The sequence below is a fragment of the Spirillospora sp. NPDC000708 genome (assembly GCF_040299565.1).
In the GTDB taxonomy this organism is placed as follows: Bacteria; Actinomycetota; Actinomycetes; order Streptosporangiales; family Streptosporangiaceae; genus Spirillospora.
The window spans coordinates 22,385-42,289 of record NZ_JBEPCJ010000095.1; the positions used below are offsets into that span (position 1 = coordinate 22,385).

Sequence of the window (19,905 nt, forward strand, 5' to 3'; positions counted from 1 at the left end):
CAGCTCTTGACGTCCGATTCGGGGCCGCTCCCGCACGGCGCGCACGACGAGGTGCGCGGCCCGGGCGCCGGCCGGGAAGGGGATCGCCACCATGGCTCGCGCGACACCGCTGCGCTGGCGGGACATCGCCGACGACCTGCTCCGGCGGATCGAGACCGGGGACCTGGCCGAGCCCTCCGGCACCGCCGCCCGGCGCCGGCTCCCGGCGGAGAAGGACCTGGAGCAGCACTACGGCGCGTCGCGCAACACCATCCGCGACGCGCTGGCCTGGCTGGCGAACCAGGGAAGGGTCGTCTCCGAGCAGGGCAAGGGCACCTTCGTCGTCTACCGGCCGAGCACCGTCCACGTCACCCTGTCCGCGATGCCGCTGGGCCTCGCGCCCGGCAGCGGCGAGGGCGAGTGGTACAACCGCGACGCGTTCATCCCCGCCGGCCAGGACGTGACGGTCTCACCGGTGAAGGTGGAGATCCAGCAGGGCACCCAGTTGGTCGCCTGGTACCTCCAGGCCGAGCACGGCGAGACGTTCGTCTCCCGGCACCAGGAGATCTTCGTCGACGAGCGGCCGTGGGCGCTGCAGACCTCGTTCTACCCGCTGCGGTTCGCCACCGGCGGGGCGCCCCGGCTGCTCGAACCGACCGACATCCCGCAGGGCGCGGTCGGCTACCTCGGCGAGACCCTCGGCTACAAGGAGGTCGGCTTCCACGACGAGATCCGCGCCCGGGTCCCCGACGGCAACGAGAAGCGCTTCTTCAGCCTGGGCGACTCGGCGGCCGACGTCGTCTTCGAGACCATCCGCACCGCCTACTCCGCCGAGGGCGACGCGTTCCGCCTCACCGTGACGGTCTGGCCGGCCGACCGGACGAGGCTGCACTACAACGACGGGAAGGTCCCCGAACAGGTCATGCGCGCACCAGGTCAGCCGCCCGCGGACGGCCCTTCCCCGGAGAAGGCGCCGGACGGCGGGTCCCGCGGCGGGTGACCCCCCGGCCGCCCGGCCGCGGCGTTCGCACACATCCACCGCCCCCGTTCCGGTCCCCGCGGAAGCCACGGCTCCCGGCGTCGGGCCCGGAGGCGGGGGCTCGGTCTTTCTCTCGGAGTCAGGAGCCCGTGGACACAGACAGCAGGACCTGCCGACGCAGCCAGGTCCCCCAACCCGACTACCACATCCGCCGGGCCCGCCCGGAGGAGGTCCCGGTCGTCCTCGGCCTCATCGACGGAAGGGCCGCCTGGCTGCGGACCGAGAAGTCCACGACCCAGTGGAACCGGCCCTGGCCCGATCCGGAAAGCCGCTACAAGCGGGTCTACGAACGCGTCGTGAACGGCCTGACCTGGCTGATGTTCGACGGCCTGCGCCCGATCGCCACCGTCACCCTCCAGCCGTTCGGCCATCCGGAGCTGTGGACCGAGGAGGAACGCGGTGTCGAGGCGGTCTACCTGCACCAGCTGGTGATCGACCGCGACTACGCGGGGACCGGTCTCGGCGCGGAGCTGATCACCTGGGCGGCGGGCAAGGGCAAGGAACTGCAGCAGGGCGCCACCGTGCTCAGGATCGACGTCTGGACGGACAACACCGAGCTGCACGCCTACTACCGCCGCCAAGGCTTCAGCTACGTCGCGACTCGCGAGACCGAGGACGCGACACCGTCCGGAGCCCTCTTCGAGAGGCCGATCGATGCCCCCGGCCGGCCGGTGCACCGCATCATCGAGGTGTGGACCTCGCCGAAGCCCATCGGGCCGTCCCGGTGGCCTGACCCGCCCGCAGCCCCGCCTCACCATCACCGTTGAACAAGCCGGGGTGACACCAGGCGCGTTCCGACGCGCGGGCGGCCGGTCGGGCGGGGTCAGACGAAGCGGACGAGCATGAGGTCGCTGGCGGGGGTCTCGCGCCAGTAGACGGCACCGGGCTCGCGGGACATGCGCTCGACCTCGGCGGCGATGATCAGCGCCCGGTTGATGCAGTCGGTCTTGTTGTAGCCGGTCATGTCCTGGAGGCGCTGGAGCGCCTGGACGGCCTTGCCGGTGAGGTTCAGCGTCACCCGCTCGTTCTGCGGGACGCCCTCGGCTCGGGGCGCCGCGTCGCCCGGCGTGTCGGAGGCTGCTCGGGGGTTCGGCATGAGCGGTTCTCTCCTATCCGGGCCGGCCGTGCCGGACGGCGTGCGGGGCACGGGTGCCGGTGCGGCGTTCCGCCGTCGTTTCCCTGCCCCGGATACAGGGTGTAGGTGCATGTTTTCCCGGTCATCGTCCGGGGAAACCCTGCCGATCTCAGGTTCGCATGACTCTCGCCATCAGGCAACCGACGTATCACCATGGATCACTCATCAATCGTATGGCGATTGTATGTACGTCGCTGTACCGTGCTTGGTGAGGGAAGTGGGGCTCCGCACCGGACGCCCGGCCCGCGCGACGCGCCGCGGCCGGACGGGGATGGAGAGCGCCGTGGGAACACCGGCACGATGGCAATCGGGATGGCTCGTCGCCGCGGCCGGCGGGGGCGCGCTGGCCGGGTACGGACTGGACGGCTCGGCCGGCGCCGCCGTGGGCTGGATGCTGGGCTTCGTGTGCTGCTGCATCGCGGCCATGACCAGCGCGCTCGTCCAGTACCTGAGGGCGGGCGCGTCGCAGGGGGCGCCCGGCGCCGCGCCGCCGCGCGCGGTCGTGCCCGCCGACACCGGCCCCGCTCCCCCGGACACCGCGCCCGAGCTGCTTCCGGCGGCGCCGGCCGCGGCGTTCTGGGGCGCGCTCACCGCCGCCGAGCGGCGCGAGCTGCTGGAACGGGGACAGGACCACGGCTACCGCGCGGGCGACGTGCTCTGCCGGGAGGGCGGCCTCGCGCAGGAGGTGATCGTCATCCTCGCCGGCTGGGCGCGCGTGTGGGTCCGGGAGGGCGGCGAGCGGCGGACCCTCGCGTTCCGCGGCGCCGGGGAGCTGGTCGGCGAGCGCGCGGCGCTGATGGTCCGGGACAGGTCCGCCACCGTCACCGCAGAGGGCGACGTGCGGGCGCTGCGGGTGGACGCCCGCGCGTTCGCCGGCTTCCTGGACGGCAACCCGCGCGTCCGGGCCGTCCTGGAGGACCAGGTGTACCGGCGGCAGACCGAGCGCCGGCGCGACGAGCCGGACCGGCGGCCCGCGCTGCCGGCCGGGCCGAGCGGCAACTGCACGATCCTGATCACCGACATCCAGGGGTTCAGCTCGCCGCGCCGCACCGACGCCGACCGGCGGCACGTCCTGGACGCCATGTACGCGTCGCTGGAGGAGGCGTTCGCGGCGTCCGGCATCGACTTCGGCGACCTCTACACCGAGGACCGCGGCGACGGCGCGCTCATCGTCGTCCCGCCGGGCACGCCGACCGAGCAGGTCCTCGACCCGATGCTGGCGCGGCTCGCCGTGGAGCTGCGCCGGTACAACCGGCGCGCCGCCGAGCCCGCGCGGCTCCAGCTCCGCGCGGCGGCGCACGTCGGGCCCGTCCAGAAGGGCCCGCGCGGGGTGTCCGGCATCTCGATCATCACGACCCGGCGGCTGGTGGACGCGCCGGCGGTGAAGCGGCGGGTCGCCGACACCGGCGCCGACCTGGCGTTCGTCGCGTCGGAGTTCGTCTTCGACACCGTGCTCGCGCCCGCGCCCGGCTTCGTGGACCCGGCCCGTTACGCGCGGGTGCGCGTGCGGGTGAAGGAGGCGTCGCTGTCCGCCTGGCTGACACTGGAGGGGGGCGCGTCCTGGCCGCAGGCGATGTGAGTACGGTGGGCACGACAAGACGTGAAGGGGGTCGAGCGTGTCCGTCGTGAAGATCAACGTCCTCACCGTGAACCCGGAGATGCGCGAGGAGATCGAGAAGCGCTTCGCCGGGCGGGCGGGGCTGGTGGAGTCCGCGGAGGGCTTCGAGGGCTTCGAGCTGCTGCGGCCGGTGGAGGGCCAGGACCGGTACCTCGTCTACACCCGGTGGCGCAGCGAGGAGGACTTCGAGCGCTGGACGCAGAGCCAGGCGTTCCAGCACGGGCACGCGCAGGCCGCCGCCGACCGCCCGGCAGGCCACGGGCACGGCCATGGGCACGGGCACGGCGGGCCCGCCGCGTCCGGCTCGGAGCTGTGGGGCTTCGAGGTCGTCGAGAGCGCCGGCCCCAAGCAGGGCTGACCGGCCGCGACGCGGCGGGCGCGAGCCCCGTGGGATCCGCGCCCGCCGCCGCGGTCACCCCTTCACCAGGTCCTGGTAGTCGGGGTGCTTCTCGATCCACTTCTTGATGAACGGGCAGAGCGGCACGACCGGCTCGCCCTTGGCGCGGACGTCGTCCAGCGCGCCGCGGGCGAGGGCGCTGCCGATGCCCTTGCCCTCGTAGGCGGGGTCGACCTCGGTATGGGTGAACACGACCGCGCCGTCGCGCCGCTCGTACTCGGCGAACCCGGCGAGGCCGCCGTCCACCCGGATCTCGTAGCGGCCTTCTCCGGCATTGTCGGTGATCTCGGTGCTCATCCCCCGATCATGCCCCACGCCGCGCGGGTTAGCCCGCCTCGTACCCCGCGTGCAGCAGGCAGTAGGTGACGGCCTCCTCCAGGGCCTGCCAGGACGCGGCGATGACGTTGTCCTCGACGCCGACCGTCCCCCACTCGCGCTCCCCGTCGGCGGACTCGATCAGCACCCGGGTGCGGGCGTCGGTGCCGTGCGCGCCCTCCAGGATGCGGACCTTGTAGTCGACGAGCTCCAGCCGCGCCAGCTCCGGGTAGAGCCGGCCGAGCGCGATGCGCAGCGCGTTGTCCAGGGCGTTGACGGGCCCGTTGCCCTCGCCGGTCGCGATGATCCGCTCGCCCTTGGCGTGCAGCTTGACGGTCGCCTCGCTGACCATGGAGCCGTCCGGGCGGCGCTCCACGATGGACCGCCACGACTCGACCTCGAAGTGCCGCTGCCGGACGCCGGTCAGCTCCTCGCGCAGCAGCAGCTCGAACGAGGCGTCCGCGGCCTCGAAGGTGTAGCCGGTGGACTCCAGCTCCTTGACCTTGTCCACGACGGCCTTGGCCTTGTCGCCGGACAGGTCGTAGCCGAGCTCGCGGCCCTTCAGCTCCACGGACGCCCGGCCCGCCATGCTGGAGACCAGCATCCGCATGTCGTTGCCGACGGCCGCCGGGTCGATGTGCTGGTAGAGGTCCGGGTCGACCTTGACGGCGGAGGCGTGCAGCCCGGCCTTGTGCGCGAACGCCGACAGGCCGACGTAGGGCTGCTGGGAGCTGGGCGCGACGTTGGTGACCTCGGAGACCGCGTGCGCGATCCGGGTCATCTCGGCCAGCTGGGCGTCCGATACCAGGTCCATGCCCCGCTTGAGCTGGAGGTTCCCGATGACGGTGAACAGGTTGGCGTTGCCGCTGCGCTCGCCGTAGCCGTTCGCGCAGCCCTGGACGTGGGTCGCGCCGGCCTTCACGGCGGCGAGCGAGTTCGCGACCGCGCAGCCGGAGTCGTCGTGGCAGTGGATGCCGACGCGGACGCCGAGGCCGACGACCTCGTGGACGACGTCGGCCAGCTCGTCGGGCAGCATGCCGCCGTTGGTGTCGCAGAGCGCGACGACGTCCGCGCCCGCCTCGGCGGCGGTGCGCACGGCCTCCAGCGCGTAGGCGCGGTTGGCCTTGTAGCCGTCGAAGAAGTGCTCGGCGTCCAGGAAGACTCGTTGGCCCTCCGCACGCAGGTGGGAGACCGTGTCGCGGATCATCGCGAGGTTCTCCTCCAGGGTCGTGCGGAGGGCCAGCTCGACGTGCCTGTCGTGACTCTTGGCGACCAGGGTCACGACGGACGCGCCGGATTCGCGCAGGGCGGCGACCTGGGGGTCGTCGGCCGCCTTCACCCCGGCCCGGCGGGTCGCGCCGAACGCGGTGAGCCGCGCGTGCCTCAGGTCGAGCTCTGTTCGAGCCCGCCTGAAGAACTCGGTGTCCTTGGGATTGGCTCCGGGCCAGCCGCCCTCGATGAAGCCGACGCCCAGGTCGTCCAGGTGGCGTGCGACGACGAGCTTGTCGCCGACGGAGAGGTTCAGCCCCTCCTGCTGCGAGCCGTCGCGGAGCGTGGTGTCGTAGACGTGGAAGTCGTCGCCGTGCATGGTGTGGGTCCCCCCAGGAATGGGTGATCAGCGCCAGGGCACAAAAAAGACCCCTCACGGACGTGAGAGGTCTGCGCGCCGGCGGTGTCCCGTTAGTTGCCGGCGCGCCAGCCGATAATGACGAGGCTGAGGCGCATGATGCGGCCCAGTCTGCCACACCGCCCGCCGTGCATGGGACACCTGTCTCGGATGCTGAGACGACGAGACAAGCGGCGCACATCGCGAACTCCTCCGCCATTTCAGCCGATAACGCTTTATAGAAGTGCGGGAAATGATCTCCCATGGTTAAGTAAGGTTTTCATCGCGTAAACACGCTTGCGCATGGCCGGGTGAATGACCGAGGATCGCGCTGTCCGCCGGAGGAGGGATTTGCGATGAGCGGGGATCCGGTTCGCGGAACGGTCGCGTCCTGGGACGACGAGAACGGCTGGGGCGTGCTCGTCTCGCCGGACGTCCCGGGCGAGGTCTGGGCGCACTTCTCCGCCGTCCGCACCGCACCCGGCGGCTTCGCCTCCCTGGATCCCGGTGAGAGCGTGCTGTTCACCTGGGAGGAAGCCGAGCAGGACGGCTACGCCTACCGCGCGCTGGACGTGCGGCGGGCGGGCCGGAGCTGAGGAGCCCCGCGGCGGACCCGGCACGGCCGCCCGCCGGACCCGGCGGGCGGCGACCATTTCCGAAGGGAATGCCTGTCATGCGCATGCACACATTCGGCCGGACGGCCGTGATCTCCGGAACGGCTCTGGCAATGGCGCTCGGCGCCGCCTCGGCCGCGTCCGCGCAGAACCGTCCGAGGCACCGTGCCCCGGACGCGGCGGCCCAATACTTCGTGTTCACCAAACGGCATCAGAGCTTCGCGCACCGGGACCGGATCGGCGCGTTCCACGCGCAGGTGAAGCTCACCGGGCGGTACTCGCGGCAGTACCCGATGGCGTGGTCGTTCCAGATCACCAACGGCAGGCTGAAGGCGATCGCGCGGGGCAACGCGGTCTGCACGGCGACCGGGCTGAACGGCCGCTACCACGACCGGCACGTCGTCCCGGTCGGCTACGTCTGGCACTCCACGGTCCGGCCGCACCGCGTCCGCAAGGTCTACGTCCTCTCGGGCACCTGCACCTTCCCGGTGCAGGTCGGCGGCAGGCCCGGACGGGCCTTCGTCGGGTTCGCCTTCCACTACGCGATCAACCCGGACGCGCGGGGGGTGAGCCCGAAGACCGCGGGCTCGGCGCTCACCACCTCGGTCCGCTACGGCCGCTGACGCGGCCGGCCATGACCGCGCCCGATGGCGCGCACCCGGGGACGGGCGCGCCATCGGGCGCCACCACGGATCAGGCGATCTTGTGGACCCAGCCGTAGGGGTCGGGGCGGGTGCCGTACTGGATGCCGACCAGCTCCTGCCGCAGCTTCATGGAGATCTCGCCGGGCTCGCCGTCGCCGATCGTCCACTCGCGGTCGCGGCCCCTGACCCGGCCGACCGGGCTGATGATCGCGGCGGTGCCGCAGCCGAACACCTCGGTGATCTCGCCGGACGCGCAGCCGGCCTGCCACTCGTCGATGCTGATCTTGCCCTCCTCGGCGGGGATGCCGAGGTCCGGGGCGAGCGTGAGCATCGAGTCGCGGGTGACGCCCGCGAGGAGCGTGCCGGTGAGCGCCGGGGTGAGCAGCCGGGCGTCGGAACCGGAGCCGTAGACGAACATCAGGTTCATCGAGCCGACCTCCTCGACCCAGCGGTGCTCCACCGCGTCGAGCCAGACGACCTGGTCGCAGCCCTGCGCGACGGCCTCGGCCTGGCCCGCGAACGACGCGGCGTAGTTGCCGCCGAACTTGGCCTCGCCGGTGCCGCCGGGCGCCGCGCGGGTGTAGTCCTGCGACAGCCACACCGAGACGGGCTTGATCCCGCGCGGGTAGTACAGCCCGGACGGGGACGCGATGATCATGAAGAGGAACTCGTGCGCCGGGCTGTTCACGCCGAGGGCGCGGGTCGTGGCGAACATGAACGGCCGCAGGTAGAGGCTGTGCCCCTCGGTGTCGGGCACCCACGCCTTGTCGGTGGCGACCAGCAGCTCGACGGCGTCGACGAACAGCTGCTCGGGGATCTGCGGCATGGCCATCCGCTTGGCGGATCGGTTCATCCGGGCCGCGTTCATGTACGGCCGGAAGGTGACGATCGAGCCGTCCGGCTGCTTGTAGGCCTTGAGGCCCTCGAACAGCTCCTGGGCGTAGTGGAACACCTGGCTGGCCGGGTCCATCGGGATCGGCCCGTACGGTTCGAGCTTCGCGTCGTACCACCCCCGGTCCGCCGAGTACCGGATGGTGATCATGTGGTCGGTGAAGTACCGGCCGAAGCCCGGATCGGCCAGGACGCGCTCGCGCTCGGCGGCCGTCGCGGGCCGCTCGGTCAGCGTGATCTCGAAGTCCAGGGTGTCGCTCATCGCCGTTCGTCCTCTCCCGATCGCCGGCGCGGCCCCATTGCCGCTGCGGCGTCCTTAGTCCCTATTGTCGTACTTTGTTCCTCGACCCCACTCCTCGCACGCGGCGCATACGGAAAACCGGGCGCGCCGCGAGGCGCGCCCGGAGTGTCCCTGCTCGTGGCCAGAGAGGCGCGCCCTCAGCCCGATACTCGCTTGGCGATCGCGTCGCCGATCTGGGCGGTCGACCGCGTCCCGAGCGCGCCGCGCTCGGCCAGGTCGTCGGAGACGGCCTGCTCGACGCGGCGGGCGGCCTCGCCCGCGCCGATGTGGTCGAGCAGCATCGCGACCGACAGGATCGTGGCGGTCGGGTCGGCCTTGCCCTGCCCCGCGATGTCGGGCGCGCTGCCGTGCACCGGCTCGAACATCGACGGCGCCGTCCGGTCGGGGTTGACGTTCCCGGACGCGGCGAGCCCGATGCCGCCGGCGATCGCGGCGCCGATGTCGGTGATGATGTCGCCGAACAGGTTGTCGGTGACGACGACGTCGAACCGCTGCGGCTGGCCGACGAAGAACATGGTGGCCGCGTCGACATGGCAGTAGTCGGTCGTGACCTGCGGGTACTCCGCACCGACCCGCTTCATGACGCGCTGGTAGAGATCACCGGCGAAGGTCAGGACGTTGTCCTTGTGGACGAGCGTCAGCTTCTTGCGCGGGCGCGACGCCGCGACCTCGAACGCGTAACGGACGACCCGCTCGACGCCGAAGGCGGTGTTCACGCTCTCCTGCGTGGCGACCTCGTGCTCGGTGCCCTTGCGCAGGACGCCGCCGACGCCCGTGTAGGGGCCCTCGGTGCCCTCGCGGACGACGACCATGTCGATGTCGTCGGGCGTGACGTCGGCGAGGGGGGTCTTCACGCCCGGGAACAGCTTCACCGGGCGGAGGTTGACGTAGTGGTCGAGCTCGAACCGGGTCCGCAGCAGCAGCCCGCGCTCCAGCGTCCCGCTCGGGACGCTCGGGTCGCCGACGGCGCCGAGCAGGATGACGTCCTGGCCGCGCAGCTCCTCCAGCACCGAGTCGGGCAGCGTCTCCCCGGTCCGGTGCCAGCGGGCGGCGCCCAGGTCGTAGGAGGTCTGCTCGAACGCGAGGCCGCTGGACGGGGCGACGGCCTCGAGGACCTTCAGTCCCTCGGCGACCACCTCGGGGCCGATCCCGTCACCGGGAATGACGGCCAGACGAATGCTGCGGGAAGCCATGGGCGTACTGTACTGCAAACGTCTCACTGCTTGGGCTTGCGTCTCATATCCCGGTATCGGTGTCTCGGCGGGGCGGTCCCGGCGGCCGCGGACGATCGCCGCGGACGGCGGCGCGAACGTCACCTTTGTCACCCTTCGCGGGCTTGACGCGCCGGTGGGGAGAGGAGACGCTCTCCTCGACAAGTTCACATCGAGGCGACGGTGCGCAGGAACCTGGTGCGAATCCAGGACGGTCCCGCCACTGTGACCAGGGAGTCTCCCCCAGCACGACCACGGCCGGCCGCACCGGCGGGAAGGTCGGAGGGAGACGGCGATCTGGGAGTCAGGACACTGACCCGTCGTCCTCCCGCAACCGGGGCGAGTGCACCCCGTGAGGAGACCCGACATGGCCGAGTCCGCCGTACCGTCCGCCACGTCCCCGCAGGCCGAGCCGTCCGCGGCGCCCCTGCGCCTGCCGATCCGCGACATCGTGCCATGGGCGGTGCTCGCCGTCGTGCTGGCCGCGATCCTGATCTACTTCGTCGGCGCCGAGCAGGGCGCGACGTCGGTCTTCGGCGGCACCTGGGTGCACGAGTTCACCCACGACGGCCGGCACCTGCTCGGCTTCCCCTGCCACTAGGCCGCGCCGATGATGAGAGCACTGCTGGTCCGCGGGATGCTCGCGGGCCTGGCCGCTGCCGCCCTCGCCCTGGTCGTCGCGTGGCTGTACGGGGAGCCGCAGGTCGGGCACGCCATCGCGTTCGAGGAGGCCAGGGCGCACGCCGAGCACGCCGGGCACGAGCCGGAGGTCGTCGGCCGCACCGTGCAGAGGACCGCCGGCCTGACCACCGCCATGGCGGTGTACGGGACGGCGCTCGGCGGGCTGTTCTCGATCGCGTTCGCCTTCGCGTCCGGACGGCTAGGACGGCTCGGCGCGCGCGCCACCGCCGCCCTGGTAGCCCTCGCCGGGTTCGTGGCGATCGAGCTGGTGCCGTTCCTGAAGTACCCGGCGACGCCCCCGGCGGTCGGCAACCCGACCACGATCGGCGGCAGGACGGCGCTGTACTTCTGCATGATGGCGCTGGGGATCCTGGCGACGACCGCGGCGGTGATCGTGTGCCGCCGCCTCGTCCCCCGGCTCGGCGCCTGGAACGCGATCACGGCGACCGCGGCCGGCTACGCCGTCCTGCTGGCGGTCGTGTACCGGCTCACGCCGGAGCCCGAGGCGGTTCCGGAGCACTTCCCGGCCACGGTCCTGTGGGACTTCCGGCTCGCGTCCCTGGGCGTCCAGCTCGTCCTGTGGAGCACGATCGGGCTGCTGTTCGGTTACCTGACCGAGCGTTCGGTGGCCCGCCACCGGGCCGCCGTCCCGGCCTGACCGCCGCCGGCCGCCGTCACGGGCGCACCCGTGGCGGCGGCCCGTCGCGGCGCGGCGGGCGGCGCAGGCCGCAGTCGCCGCACATCTCGCCGCCGGGCGGGACGCGGTAGTACAGGCAGCAGTTGCGCCGGACGAAGCCGCGCGGGCCGAACACCCCGGCGCCCGCCAGCGGGGGCCGGGCCAGGAGTTCGCGGACGAGCGCGGCGCGGGCGCCGTCGGGCGGGCCGACGTTCAGGCCGCCGGCGAGGGCCGACGCCGCGTTCCCCCACAGCAGGCCGTCCGCGAGGCGGGTGAAGGTGAGCATCGTCGCGCGCAGCGGCTCCAGCTGGCCGGTCACGACCGCGTCGTGGACCAGGCCGGCCGCTTCGGCGGTGCCGTCGGCCCGGTGCCCGCGCGGTTCGGCCAGCCAGAGCGCGATGGGGGCGCCGGGCGCCCACCGCCAGTGCAGGCCGGACAGGTCGGGGACGACGCCCCGGGCCGCCGCCGCGACGACCGGCGACCACAGGCGCGACGCGAGGCCCTGGAACAGGATGGACGCGGCGACGCGCCGCTCGCGGGTGCCGAGCCGCTCGGCGTACAGGCCGGTGAGGCCGGCGAGCCGCGCGGGGTCGCGCTCGGGCAGCGGGCGCCAGGTCGGGTCGGCCTCCTCGGCCGGGTCCGTGGTGATCTCGAAGTAGGGCCCGAGGCGCCCGGCGGCGCGCAGCGCCTCCGCGACCTCCCCGGCCCCGGCGGGCATCGGCGACGGCATGGCGTTCACCCTGTCATGCCGCGCCGGCGCGTCTGCCGGGAGGCCCGGGGCCGCGCTACCGCGAGGGGTGGCCGCCGTTGTCGCGGCGGTCCAGGGCCGTCTGCAGGGCGCGGGCGGCCTCCTCCGCGGCGTCGTCCGCGGGCGTGCCGGTACGGGTGGTGTCGTTCATGATTCGCTCCGAATCGCCGAGACTCTGGATGCCGGGCCGCCCGGGACGCGTGGTTCGCACGGGTCCGGGCGCGGAATCGGGCTCATGGCCGGGTCGAACCTCCGCAGCGGCGCCGGCCCGCCGATGTCAGGCCCCGCTGCGGCAGCGAAGGATTACCACGAAACGCCGCATGACTGCCTTCGACGGTACCCGCCGTCCAGGCGACTGTCCCGACCCGTGGCGTAAAATCTCAACATATGAGACGTGACGGTGCTCACGACCACGACGGGCGGGCACCCGGCCCGTGCCGGACGCCCGCCCGCGGCGGTCACCTCTCGCTCTCCCGGGTCAGTCCAGGTCGACGCGGCGGCCCATGTCGGCGCCCACCTCGGCGGAGATCGCGTCGACGAGCTGCGACGGGATGCCGGAGTCGACGGTCAGCGCGATCAGCGCCTTGCCGCCCTTGGCGTCCCGGCCGACCTGCATGCCGGCGATGTTGACCTCGGCGTCGCCGAGCAGCTTGCCGACGGCGCCGACGATGCCCGGGCGGTCGACGTAGGAGAAGAACGCCATGTGCGCGGTCGGCACCAGCTCCATGTTGTAGCCGTTGATCTCGATGATCCGCTCGGCGTGCTTCGGGCCGGTCAGCGTGCCGGACACCGACACCACGCCGCCGTCGCCCATCGTGCCGCGCACCTGCACCACGTTCCGCCAGTCGGGGCTGTCCTCGCTGGTGGTGAGGGTGACCTCGACGCCCCGGTCGCGGGCCAGCAGCGGGGCGTTGACGAAGGTCACCGACTCCTCGACGACGTCCGAGAACACGCCCTTGAGCGCGGCCAGCTCCAGCACCTTGACGTCGTGCTCGGCGATCTCGCCGCGCACCACCACGTCCAGCCGGACGGGCACGCCGCCGGCGAGGGCGGTGAAGATCCGGCCGAGCTTCTCGGCCAGCGGCAGGCCGGGCTTGACGTCCTCGGCGACCGCGCCGCCCTGGACGTTCACCGCGTCCGGCACGAACTCGCCGGACAGCGCCAGCTTCACCGAGCGGGCGACCTGCGTGCCCGCCTTCTCCTGCGCCTCGTGCGTGCTGGCGCCGAGGTGCGGGGTGACGACCACGTTGTCGTGCACGAACAGCGGGCTGTCGGTGCAGGGCTCGCTGCTGAACACGTCGATGCCGGCGCCGGCGACCCGGCCGTCCTTCAGCGCGAGGTCGAGCGCCTCCTCGTCAACGATCCCGCCGCGCGCGGCGTTGACGATCCGCACGCTCGGCTTGACCTGGTGCAGCTCGCGGTCGCCGATGAGGCCGAGGGTCTCGGGGGTCTTCGGCAGGTGGACGGTGATGAAGTCGCTCTGCTGGAGCAGCTCGTCCAGGGTGACGAGCTTCACGCCGAGCTGGGCCGCGCGGGCCGCCTGCACGTACGGGTCGAACGCGATCACGTTCATGTCGAAGGCGGCGAGGCGCTGGGAGACCAGCACGCCGATGCGGCCGAGGCCGAGCACGCCGACGGTCTTGCCCTGCAGCTCGACGCCGGTGTACTTGGACCGCTTCCACTCGCCCTGCTTGAGCGCGGAGTGGCCCTGCGGAACGTTCCGGGCGGTGGCCAGCAGGAGGGCGATCGCGTGCTCGGCGGCGGTGACGATGTTGGAGGTCGGCGCGTTGACGACCATGACGCCGGCCTTGGTGGCGGCCTCCACGTCGACGTTGTCAAGGCCGACGCCGGCCCGCGCGACCACGCGCAGCCTCCCGGCGTGCTGGAAGACCTCGGCGGTGACCTTGGTGGCGCTGCGGACGATCAGGGCGTCGACGTCGGCGACGGCCGGCAGCAGCTTGGCCTTGTCGCTGCCGTCGACGTGACGGACCTCGAAGTCGGATTCCAGCACGGCGATGCCGGCCGGGGAGAGCTCTTCTGCGACGAGGACGACGGGCTTGCTCAAGGAAACAGTCCTTCGGAAGTCGGATGTTCGGCTGATGTGCAGGTGAAGTGCGCGAGTCACCTCGTCGTGCCCTCGCCCCCAGCGGCGAGTCTATCCCCCGGCGGGCGGCGGGGTTCGCGACAGGGAAAGACCCGTCGGTAACTCCGGGGTGTCCGCCGGGCCCGCGCCGCCCTTACCCCTGGTCGCGCGGCCGGGGCCGGCTCCGGACGGGCGCCGCCCGTCAGGCGGCGTTCGGCTCGGGCACCGCGGCCAGCACGGCGGCGACCCGCTCGGCGTCGGCGACCCGGACGTGCGGGACGTCCACGAAGATCCGCAGCGGCCCGGCCGGCAGCCCCAGCCGCCCGGCCACGTGCAGCTGGACCTCGCGCAGCGGGACGTAGGCCAGGTAGCCGCGGAAGACGTCCTGGGACCGGAACATCCCGGTCATGATCAGCCGGTAGCCGCGGATGCGGAACGACAGCGCGGTCAGGCACGGCACGGCGGCGGCGTCGCCGCCCGGCAGCGTCAGCGAGATCCAGGCGCTGGTCGTCCACGGCCGGGCCCGCAGCAGGCCGACGACCCAGTGCAGCTGGTCGACGCCGTCGATGTCGCGCAGCCGGGGCCCGTACCGGCCGGCCGCCGCGTCCCGGTCGCGCTCCCGGTCGCGGTGCGCGAGGCGCGCGCGGTCGCCGTACTCGCGCAGGATCGGGTCCTCCCAGCTCAGCGAGTCGATCTCGAACAGCAGCGGGGGCCCTTCGATGATCGGCCCCGCGTCCTCCATGCCGGCGACACCGGCCGCCCACACGTGCCGGAGGACGCCGATCCAGGCCCTCCCGCACGTCTCCCAGCGCCGGACGCCGTTGTCCTCTCGCGCCTGCACGTCACCTCTCCGCGCCATTGCCGGCCCGATCACCGCCAATGCGGAACGGGCGTTTCGCCGGCCGCGGCATTGCCGCGCCGGTGAGGAATTGCGCCGCGCGCCCGGCCGGCCGTCCCGGTCCGGTCCCTGTCGGCCTCTCGCCGTCCATGTGCACGCCCCAGCGCCGTTCCGGCGGCGGTCACGTGAGCGTTCGCGCAGGTGCTCCCGCGCCGGCCGTGGCCGTCGCGACTTTCTTCAAGTATCCGGCAAGGTGCGCCAAAAGGATAGGTTCTTTTACCCTGGAAGCCATCTCCACCGGCATTCTGACCGCCCCGGCGCGCAAAGGTCATTGGACAATCCGTCCAAACGATCGCCGCCTTTCCCGGCGGCGGCGGACGGCGCGCTCACCAGGGGTCCGGGCCGTCCCGGTGCAGCACGACGTAGCCGTCCCGGCCGAACACCTCCCGGTAGCCGGACGCCCTCAGCAGGGCGACCCGCCGCTGCTGCTCGGCCACCGACGGGAACGGGAACGTGTGCCGCCGCACGTCCGCGACGACCCACGGGGCGTTGCGCGGCTGCCAGTCCCACAGGAGCACGCGGGTCCGTCCGCTGAGGCCCGGCCCGACACCGTTGGCGGCCTCCACCAGCGCCCCGTCCGGGACCTTCGCGACCGCCGCGGCGGCGGCCGAGGCGCGCTCGTTGCGGCGGTAGAGCGCGGGATCGCTGAGATCCCCGAACGCGAAGAACGGCACGGTGATGATCGCCGCGGCCAGCAGGCCGGCCGCCGGGACCCACCCGGGGCTCAGGCGCCTCCCGAACCGCCCGAGCCGGCGGGCGCGGGAGCGTAGCCAGGCGTTCTCCCGCAGGCGCGCGGCGCCGTCCACAGCGGCCAGGACGAGCACCGCGACGATGAACGCGTTGTAGTGGTAGTGCGGCGCCCACCAGTTGGCGAAGCGGTCGGCGAGCATCCGCTCCAGCAGCGGCGGCAGGGCGACCAGCGTCAGCGGGGACGCCGGCGGGAGCAGCAGCAGAGGCAGGACGAGCAGCCCCATCATGGCGAGCTTGGCGGGCGGGGTGCCGATCAGCGCGACCGCGTCCCACGGGTGCGTCAGGACGTGCGCGGCGGCGTGCGGGAGGTCCCGGCCGAGCGAGGTGTAGGCCCAGTAGTAATCGTTGTCGCCGCCGAAGGCCGCGATGGCGATCTTCGAGCACACCGCCGTCGCGGCGCCGCCCGCGGCCAGGTAGGCCAGTCCGGCGCGCCGCTCCCCCCGGCGGGTCAGCAGGAACAGCCCGAACCCCGCGAGGAGCAGGCCCATGTCCTCCTTGACCAGCAGCAGGAGGAACGCGGCGAGCGCCGCCCGGCCGCGCCGCCCCGCGTTGTACCGCTCGATCATCACCGCCGACAGCAGCGGGACGAACGCGACCTCGTGGAAGTCGAACGCGAGCGCCTCGGCGACCGGCCACGACAGCGCGTACGCGCCCGCCGCGCAGTACCCGGCGCCCGCGCCGAGCCGGCGCTCGGCGAACCGCCAGATCGGCACGATCGCCAGCGCGAACAGCACGCCCTGGGCGACCAGCAGCGTCCCCGGGCCGTCGTGGATCCAGTACAGCGGCGCCAGCACCGCGAGGAGCGGCGAGAAGTGGTCGCCGAGCACGGAGAAGCCGGGCCCGAACCCGTTGTGGACGCCCTTGACGATCGCGACCGGCGCGCCGAACCGGCTGTAGGACCGGACCGCCTGGTCGAAGATCACGAGGTCGTAGGTGCTGGCCCGGAACGCGCGCAGCCGCAGCAGCGCGAACGCGGAGTCGAGCGCGGCGCTCGCCGTGACGAGCGCCGCGATCGCCCAGATGTGCCGCCGAGCCCGCGTGCCGAGGCGTCCCGCACCGACCGGCCCCTCCGCCGCGACCGCCTCCACCTCCGCCACGCGCCGGACGCTACCAGCCCCTCCACGGCCCCCACCGATGCCCCTCACCCCGCCGGCGGGGCCCGTTGAGGCGCGGCGAGACCCGTCAGTCGGCGGGACGGTGGGTCAGGGGCAGGCCGCGGCGCGTGAACACGGCGGCGGCCACCACCGCCAGCAGCGGGACGGCCACCCCGACGGCCAGGAGGAGCGACCACGGGACGTCCAGGGTCGGGCCGTGCCCGGGGACCGCGGGCGCCCCGTCCGGGCCGGCCGGCACCGCCGCGACCTCGGTGAGCGGGCGGGCGACCGCGACGCCGGGCACGAATCCGGCCGCGATGCCGAGCCAGCAGCCGAGGACGGCCACGAACCCGGCCTGGCCCATCGACAGCAGCCGGCGGGTGCCCGGCCGGGCGCCGATCGCCGCGAGCGTCGCCAGGTCGGGCCGGGCGTCCGCGGCCGCCAGCCCCGTCGCGATCATCGTGCCGCCGAAGGCCAGGACGGCCCCGGCGATCGCGAGCGCGAGCAGCATCGGCGAGGGCGAATCGACGTGCCCGCGTTCCACGTAGACGGTGTCGTCGGTGTCGGTGAAGGCGGCGAGGACCTCGGTCAGCCGGGCCTGCTCCGCCTCGGTGACCCGGTGGTCGGCCCGGTCGACGCCGAGCGCCTCGGTCCGCACGGGCACCCGGGCGAGCGCCGCGACCGACGGCGGCACGAGGGCCTGGACGTGCGGGTCCTCGCGGACGGCGACCGCCGGGACGCCGCGCACCGTCCGCAGCGTGTGCCGTCGGTCGTCCTTCCAGTACGAGACCGTCAGGGTCGTGGTGCCGCCGGGCAGCGGCGGGGACCCGAAGACGACGACCTTCCCGGCGGCGAGCGCGGCCGTCACGGCGGGATCGTCGCGGCCGAGCAGCAGGCGCGCCTCGCGCGCACCGCCGACGACGTTGTCGAGCACGACCGTCCTGGTCCGGGACGGCCCGGAGGCGAAACCGACGGACGGGCACTTCGCGGTGTCGGCCTGACCGCACTCCGCCCCCTCCCCCGGCAGCGTCCGCAGCGGGACCAGCGGCAGCCGGGGCAGTTCCCGCCCGATCGCGGCGGTGACGGCGTCCGCCTTCCCCAGGGGCGGCCGGACCATCGCCGACCCCATCGGCAGCCGGGGCTCGTACTCGGCGCGCTCCTGCCGGGCGTCGCTGGCGACGCCGATCGCGAACACGGTGACCCCGGCGACCGCCGCCATGATCGCCGCGACGACCGGGGCGGCGCGGCCCCGGTTGCGCGCCCCGTCCCGGACGGCCAGGCGCAGCGGCAGCGGGAGCCACCGGGCGCCCCGGCCCGCCGCGCCGACCAGCCACGGCGTGGCCATGACGCATCCGATGACGATCGCGGCGGCGCCCAGCGCGGCCCCGAGCTCGTGCAGCGCGCGGGTGCCGAACAGGGAGGCCGCGACGCCGAGCAGCACGAGGACCGCGCCCGCGACCGGCCAGCCGCGGCGCGCCCGGATGGCCTCCCGGCGCCCGGCGAGCGCGGCGACGACGTCCATCCGGGCGGCCTGCAGGGCGGGCACGAGGGCGGCCAGGACGCCGCTGCCCGCGCCGAGCAGCATCGTCACGGCGACCAGCGCCCACGGCACCTCGTACGGGCCGAGGACGACGCCGAGGAACTCCTTGGACAGCGGCTTGGCCAGGGCCGCCGCGAGCAGCCCGAGCAGTGCTCCGGCCACCGCGGCGGCGCCCCCGAGGACCAGGCCGCCGGCCAGCACGACGGCGCGCAGGTGCCGGGCGTCGCCGCCGCACGCGGCGACCAGCGCCAGCCGGTGCCGCTGCCGCCGCACGCCCACCGCGAAGGCGGGGCCGGCGAGCAGCACGACCTCCAGCACGACCACGGCGACGGCCATCGCGACGACGGCGACACCGGTGCCGTCCGGGCCGGCGGCCGGAACGGACTCCTCGCGAGCCCGCGCGGGCGGGTCCGACACGACCGCCCGGGAGAGCACGGTGATCCCGCTCCGGTTGAGCGCGGTCACCTCGTCCCAGGTCACCGGGCCGGCCCCGGCGACCAGCCATTGCGGGCGGGGCGCCGTCAGGCCCGGCACCGCGCCGGGCAGGGTGAGCGCGAGGGCCCGGCGGGGCTCGCGCGGGTCCCGCACGTGCCCCACCACCCGCGCGGTCGTCCCCGACCGGTCGATCTGGACGTCCGAGCCGAGCCGGAAGCCGAGCGAGGGGGCGAGCGCCACCTCGCCGGGCCGCGCGGGCGCCCGGCCACCGGTGATCTCGAGCATGCCGCGGGTCATGGGGTCGCGCAGGTCGAGGCCGATGTGGTCGGCGCCGCGGTAGCCGCGGGCGGTCCGCAGCGCGATCCGGCCGCCGGTCTCCAGCGGCCGGACGCGCGCGGACGGCCCGAACGCCGCCGCGACCCGCCGGGTGATCTCCGGGGTGGTCCAGGGCCGCTCGGCGTCGCCGCCCCCGGACGCCCGCGGTTTGATGATGTCCTGGCCGTCGGCCGTCTGCCCGACCGGCGCGTGCGCCGCGCCGGTGAGCCGGGCGTCGGCGGCGCCGATCTCGTACGGCAGCGACTCGCGCGCCGACCAGGCGCTGGTCTCGAAGAGCACGGCCAGCGCGACGATCGCCGTCACGGGCAGGCCGATCATGCAGATGACGAGGGCGGTGCGGCCCTTGGCGCGCAGCGCGTCCCGGCGGGCGAGCCGCAGCGCGGCGCCGTAGGCGCTCACCCGGCCTCCAGGAGGGACTCGGGTCCGGTGCGGCCCGGCGTGGAGTCGACCATCCGGCCGTCCCGCAGGAACACGACCCGGTCGGCCCACGCGGCGTGCCGCGACTCGTGCGTGACCATCAGGCAGGCGGCGCCCTCGTCGCAGCGGGCCCGCAGCGCGCGCATGATCTCCTCGCCGGCGTGGCTGTCGAGGGCGCCGGTCGGCTCGTCGGCGAGCAGGAGCCGGCGGTCGCCGACGAGCGCGCGGGCGATCGCGACGCGCTGCTGCTGGCCGCCCGACAGCTCGTCGGGGAACCGTTCGGCCAGGTCGCCGACGCCGACCGCGGCGAGCGCCCGGTACGCCTCGCGTCTGGCCCGGCGCGCGCGGGCGCCGTCGAGCTCGCGCGGCAGCATCACGTTCTCCACCGCGGTGAGCGCGGGGATCAGGTTGAGGTCCTGGAAGACGTAGCCGATGGCGCGGCGCCGCAGCGCCGCCCGCGCGGCCGGCCCGAGCGCGCCGAGGTCGGCGCCCGCGAC

At 73.9% G+C, this 19,905-nt stretch carries 19 protein-coding genes and 1 riboswitch; of the genes, 8 read left to right on the top strand and 11 right to left on the bottom strand.

Features of this window, described 5'->3' with window-relative positions; translation table 11 throughout:
- Positions 1–91 precede the first annotated feature (91 nt).
- A complete protein-coding gene (locus tag ABT299_RS42780; RefSeq protein WP_387027234.1) occupies positions 92–979 on the top strand; it encodes a GntR family transcriptional regulator in 888 nt (295 codons plus the stop codon).
- Between the two features lie 128 nt (positions 980–1,107).
- Positions 1,108–1,785: a GNAT family N-acetyltransferase gene (locus ABT299_RS42785; RefSeq protein WP_190865059.1), complete on the top strand. Its 678-nt coding sequence runs from the start codon at positions 1,108–1,110 to the stop codon at positions 1,783–1,785.
- Positions 1,786–1,841: 56 nt separating this feature from the next.
- Here the strand turns inward: ABT299_RS42785 and ABT299_RS42790 are convergent, their stop codons facing one another.
- Complete coding sequence (locus ABT299_RS42790) at positions 1,842–2,114, bottom strand: hypothetical protein (RefSeq protein ID WP_194737505.1); 273 nt, start codon at positions 2,112–2,114, stop codon at positions 1,842–1,844.
- 322 nt (positions 2,115–2,436) lie between these two features.
- Between ABT299_RS42790 and ABT299_RS42795 the strand changes: the two genes are divergently transcribed.
- Together ABT299_RS42795 and ABT299_RS42800 are read left to right on the top strand one after the other, a co-directional pair.
- A complete protein-coding gene (locus tag ABT299_RS42795; RefSeq protein ID WP_500254264.1) occupies positions 2,437–3,732 on the top strand; it encodes a cyclic nucleotide-binding domain-containing protein in 1,296 nt (431 codons plus the stop codon).
- A gap of 37 nt (positions 3,733–3,769) precedes the next feature.
- Positions 3,770–4,129: an antibiotic biosynthesis monooxygenase family protein gene (locus ABT299_RS42800; protein ID WP_500254265.1), complete on the top strand. Its 360-nt coding sequence runs from the start codon at positions 3,770–3,772 to the stop codon at positions 4,127–4,129.
- A gap of 54 nt (positions 4,130–4,183) precedes the next feature.
- Here the strand turns inward: ABT299_RS42800 and ABT299_RS42805 are convergent, their stop codons facing one another.
- Both ABT299_RS42805 and cimA read right to left on the bottom strand, forming a co-directional pair.
- Positions 4,184–4,465 carry a GNAT family N-acetyltransferase gene (locus tag ABT299_RS42805; RefSeq protein ID WP_387027228.1) on the bottom strand — a complete coding sequence of 94 codons (282 nt, stop codon included), beginning with the start codon at positions 4,463–4,465 and terminating at the stop codon, positions 4,184–4,186.
- Positions 4,466–4,493: 28 nt separating this feature from the next.
- A complete protein-coding gene (cimA, locus tag ABT299_RS42810; protein WP_190865068.1) occupies positions 4,494–6,071 on the bottom strand; it encodes a citramalate synthase in 1,578 nt (525 codons plus the stop codon).
- A 374-nt stretch (positions 6,072–6,445) separates the two neighbouring features.
- Between cimA and ABT299_RS42815 the strand changes: the two genes are divergently transcribed.
- Complete coding sequence (locus ABT299_RS42815; protein ID WP_190865070.1) at positions 6,446–6,685, top strand: cold-shock protein; 240 nt, start codon at positions 6,446–6,448, stop codon at positions 6,683–6,685.
- A 77-nt stretch (positions 6,686–6,762) separates the two neighbouring features.
- A complete protein-coding gene (locus ABT299_RS42820) occupies positions 6,763–7,326 on the top strand; it encodes a hypothetical protein (RefSeq protein ID WP_500254266.1) in 564 nt (187 codons plus the stop codon).
- Positions 7,327–7,396: 70 nt separating this feature from the next.
- On the opposite strand, the gene ABT299_RS42825 is transcribed toward ABT299_RS42820, so the two are convergent.
- Positions 7,397–8,500 carry a branched-chain amino acid aminotransferase gene (locus ABT299_RS42825; protein ID WP_500254267.1) on the bottom strand — a complete coding sequence of 368 codons (1,104 nt, stop codon included), beginning with the start codon at positions 8,498–8,500 and terminating at the stop codon, positions 7,397–7,399.
- A 176-nt stretch (positions 8,501–8,676) separates the two neighbouring features.
- On the bottom strand, positions 8,677–9,732 hold the full coding sequence (locus ABT299_RS42830) for a 3-isopropylmalate dehydrogenase (RefSeq protein ID WP_433238992.1): 1,056 nt from the start codon (positions 9,730–9,732) through the stop codon (positions 8,677–8,679).
- A gap of 164 nt (positions 9,733–9,896) precedes the next feature.
- A riboswitch (cobalamin riboswitch) is annotated at positions 9,897–10,085 on the top strand.
- Positions 10,086–10,117: 32 nt separating this feature from the next.
- Between ABT299_RS42830 and ABT299_RS42835 the strand changes: the two genes are divergently transcribed.
- Both ABT299_RS42835 and ABT299_RS42840 read left to right on the top strand, forming a co-directional pair.
- Positions 10,118–10,351: a CbtB domain-containing protein gene (locus ABT299_RS42835; RefSeq protein WP_387027219.1), complete on the top strand. Its 234-nt coding sequence runs from the start codon at positions 10,118–10,120 to the stop codon at positions 10,349–10,351.
- A gap of 9 nt (positions 10,352–10,360) precedes the next feature.
- Entirely contained in the window at positions 10,361–11,089 is a 729-nt protein-coding gene (locus ABT299_RS42840; RefSeq protein ID WP_500254268.1) for a CbtA family protein, read from the top strand.
- A gap of 16 nt (positions 11,090–11,105) precedes the next feature.
- Here ABT299_RS42840 and ABT299_RS42845 read toward each other — a convergent pair whose 3' ends face one another.
- The 6 genes from ABT299_RS42845 to ABT299_RS42870 all read right to left on the bottom strand — a co-directional run.
- Positions 11,106–11,837: a (2Fe-2S)-binding protein gene (locus tag ABT299_RS42845; protein ID WP_500254269.1), complete on the bottom strand. Its 732-nt coding sequence runs from the start codon at positions 11,835–11,837 to the stop codon at positions 11,106–11,108.
- Between the two features lie 496 nt (positions 11,838–12,333).
- Entirely contained in the window at positions 12,334–13,920 is a 1,587-nt protein-coding gene (serA, locus tag ABT299_RS42850; RefSeq protein ID WP_190865084.1) for a phosphoglycerate dehydrogenase, read from the bottom strand.
- A 220-nt stretch (positions 13,921–14,140) separates the two neighbouring features.
- A complete protein-coding gene (locus tag ABT299_RS42855) occupies positions 14,141–14,779 on the bottom strand; it encodes a thymidylate synthase family protein (RefSeq protein WP_387027213.1) in 639 nt (212 codons plus the stop codon).
- 383 nt (positions 14,780–15,162) lie between these two features.
- Positions 15,163–16,683 (bottom strand): DUF2079 domain-containing protein, encoded by a 1,521-nt coding sequence (locus tag ABT299_RS42860; protein WP_500254270.1) that lies wholly within the window; start codon positions 16,681–16,683, stop codon positions 15,163–15,165.
- Between the two features lie 85 nt (positions 16,684–16,768).
- Positions 16,769–19,390, bottom strand: coding sequence for an FtsX-like permease family protein (locus ABT299_RS42865; RefSeq protein WP_500254271.1), 2,622 nt, complete (start codon positions 19,388–19,390; stop codon positions 16,769–16,771).
- Positions 19,387–19,905, bottom strand: a 519-nt coding sequence (locus tag ABT299_RS42870; RefSeq protein WP_500254272.1) for an ABC transporter ATP-binding protein, incomplete at its 5' end; no start/stop codon positions are given. The genes ABT299_RS42865 and ABT299_RS42870, both read right to left, overlap by 4 nt.

Coding starts and splice junctions, on each gene's coding strand:
- ABT299_RS42780 (WP_387027234.1), top strand. CDS start 92: ATGGCTCGCGCGACACCGCTGCGCTGGCGGGACATCGCCGACGACCTG.
- ABT299_RS42790 (WP_194737505.1), bottom strand. CDS start 2,114: ATGCCGAACCCCCGAGCAGCCTCCGACACGCCGGGCGACGCGGCGCCC.
- ABT299_RS42805 (WP_387027228.1), bottom strand. CDS start 4,465: ATGAGCACCGAGATCACCGACAATGCCGGAGAAGGCCGCTACGAGATC.
- cimA (WP_190865068.1), bottom strand. CDS start 6,071: ATGCACGGCGACGACTTCCACGTCTACGACACCACGCTCCGCGACGGC.
- ABT299_RS42815 (WP_190865070.1), top strand. CDS start 6,446: ATGAGCGGGGATCCGGTTCGCGGAACGGTCGCGTCCTGGGACGACGAG.
- ABT299_RS42820 (WP_500254266.1), top strand. CDS start 6,763: ATGCGCATGCACACATTCGGCCGGACGGCCGTGATCTCCGGAACGGCT.
- ABT299_RS42825 (WP_500254267.1), bottom strand. CDS start 8,500: ATGAGCGACACCCTGGACTTCGAGATCACGCTGACCGAGCGGCCCGCG.
- ABT299_RS42830 (WP_433238992.1), bottom strand. CDS start 9,732: ATGGCTTCCCGCAGCATTCGTCTGGCCGTCATTCCCGGTGACGGGATC.
- ABT299_RS42835 (WP_387027219.1), top strand. CDS start 10,118: ATGGCCGAGTCCGCCGTACCGTCCGCCACGTCCCCGCAGGCCGAGCCG.
- ABT299_RS42840 (WP_500254268.1), top strand. CDS start 10,361: ATGATGAGAGCACTGCTGGTCCGCGGGATGCTCGCGGGCCTGGCCGCT.
- ABT299_RS42845 (WP_500254269.1), bottom strand. CDS start 11,837: ATGCCGTCGCCGATGCCCGCCGGGGCCGGGGAGGTCGCGGAGGCGCTG.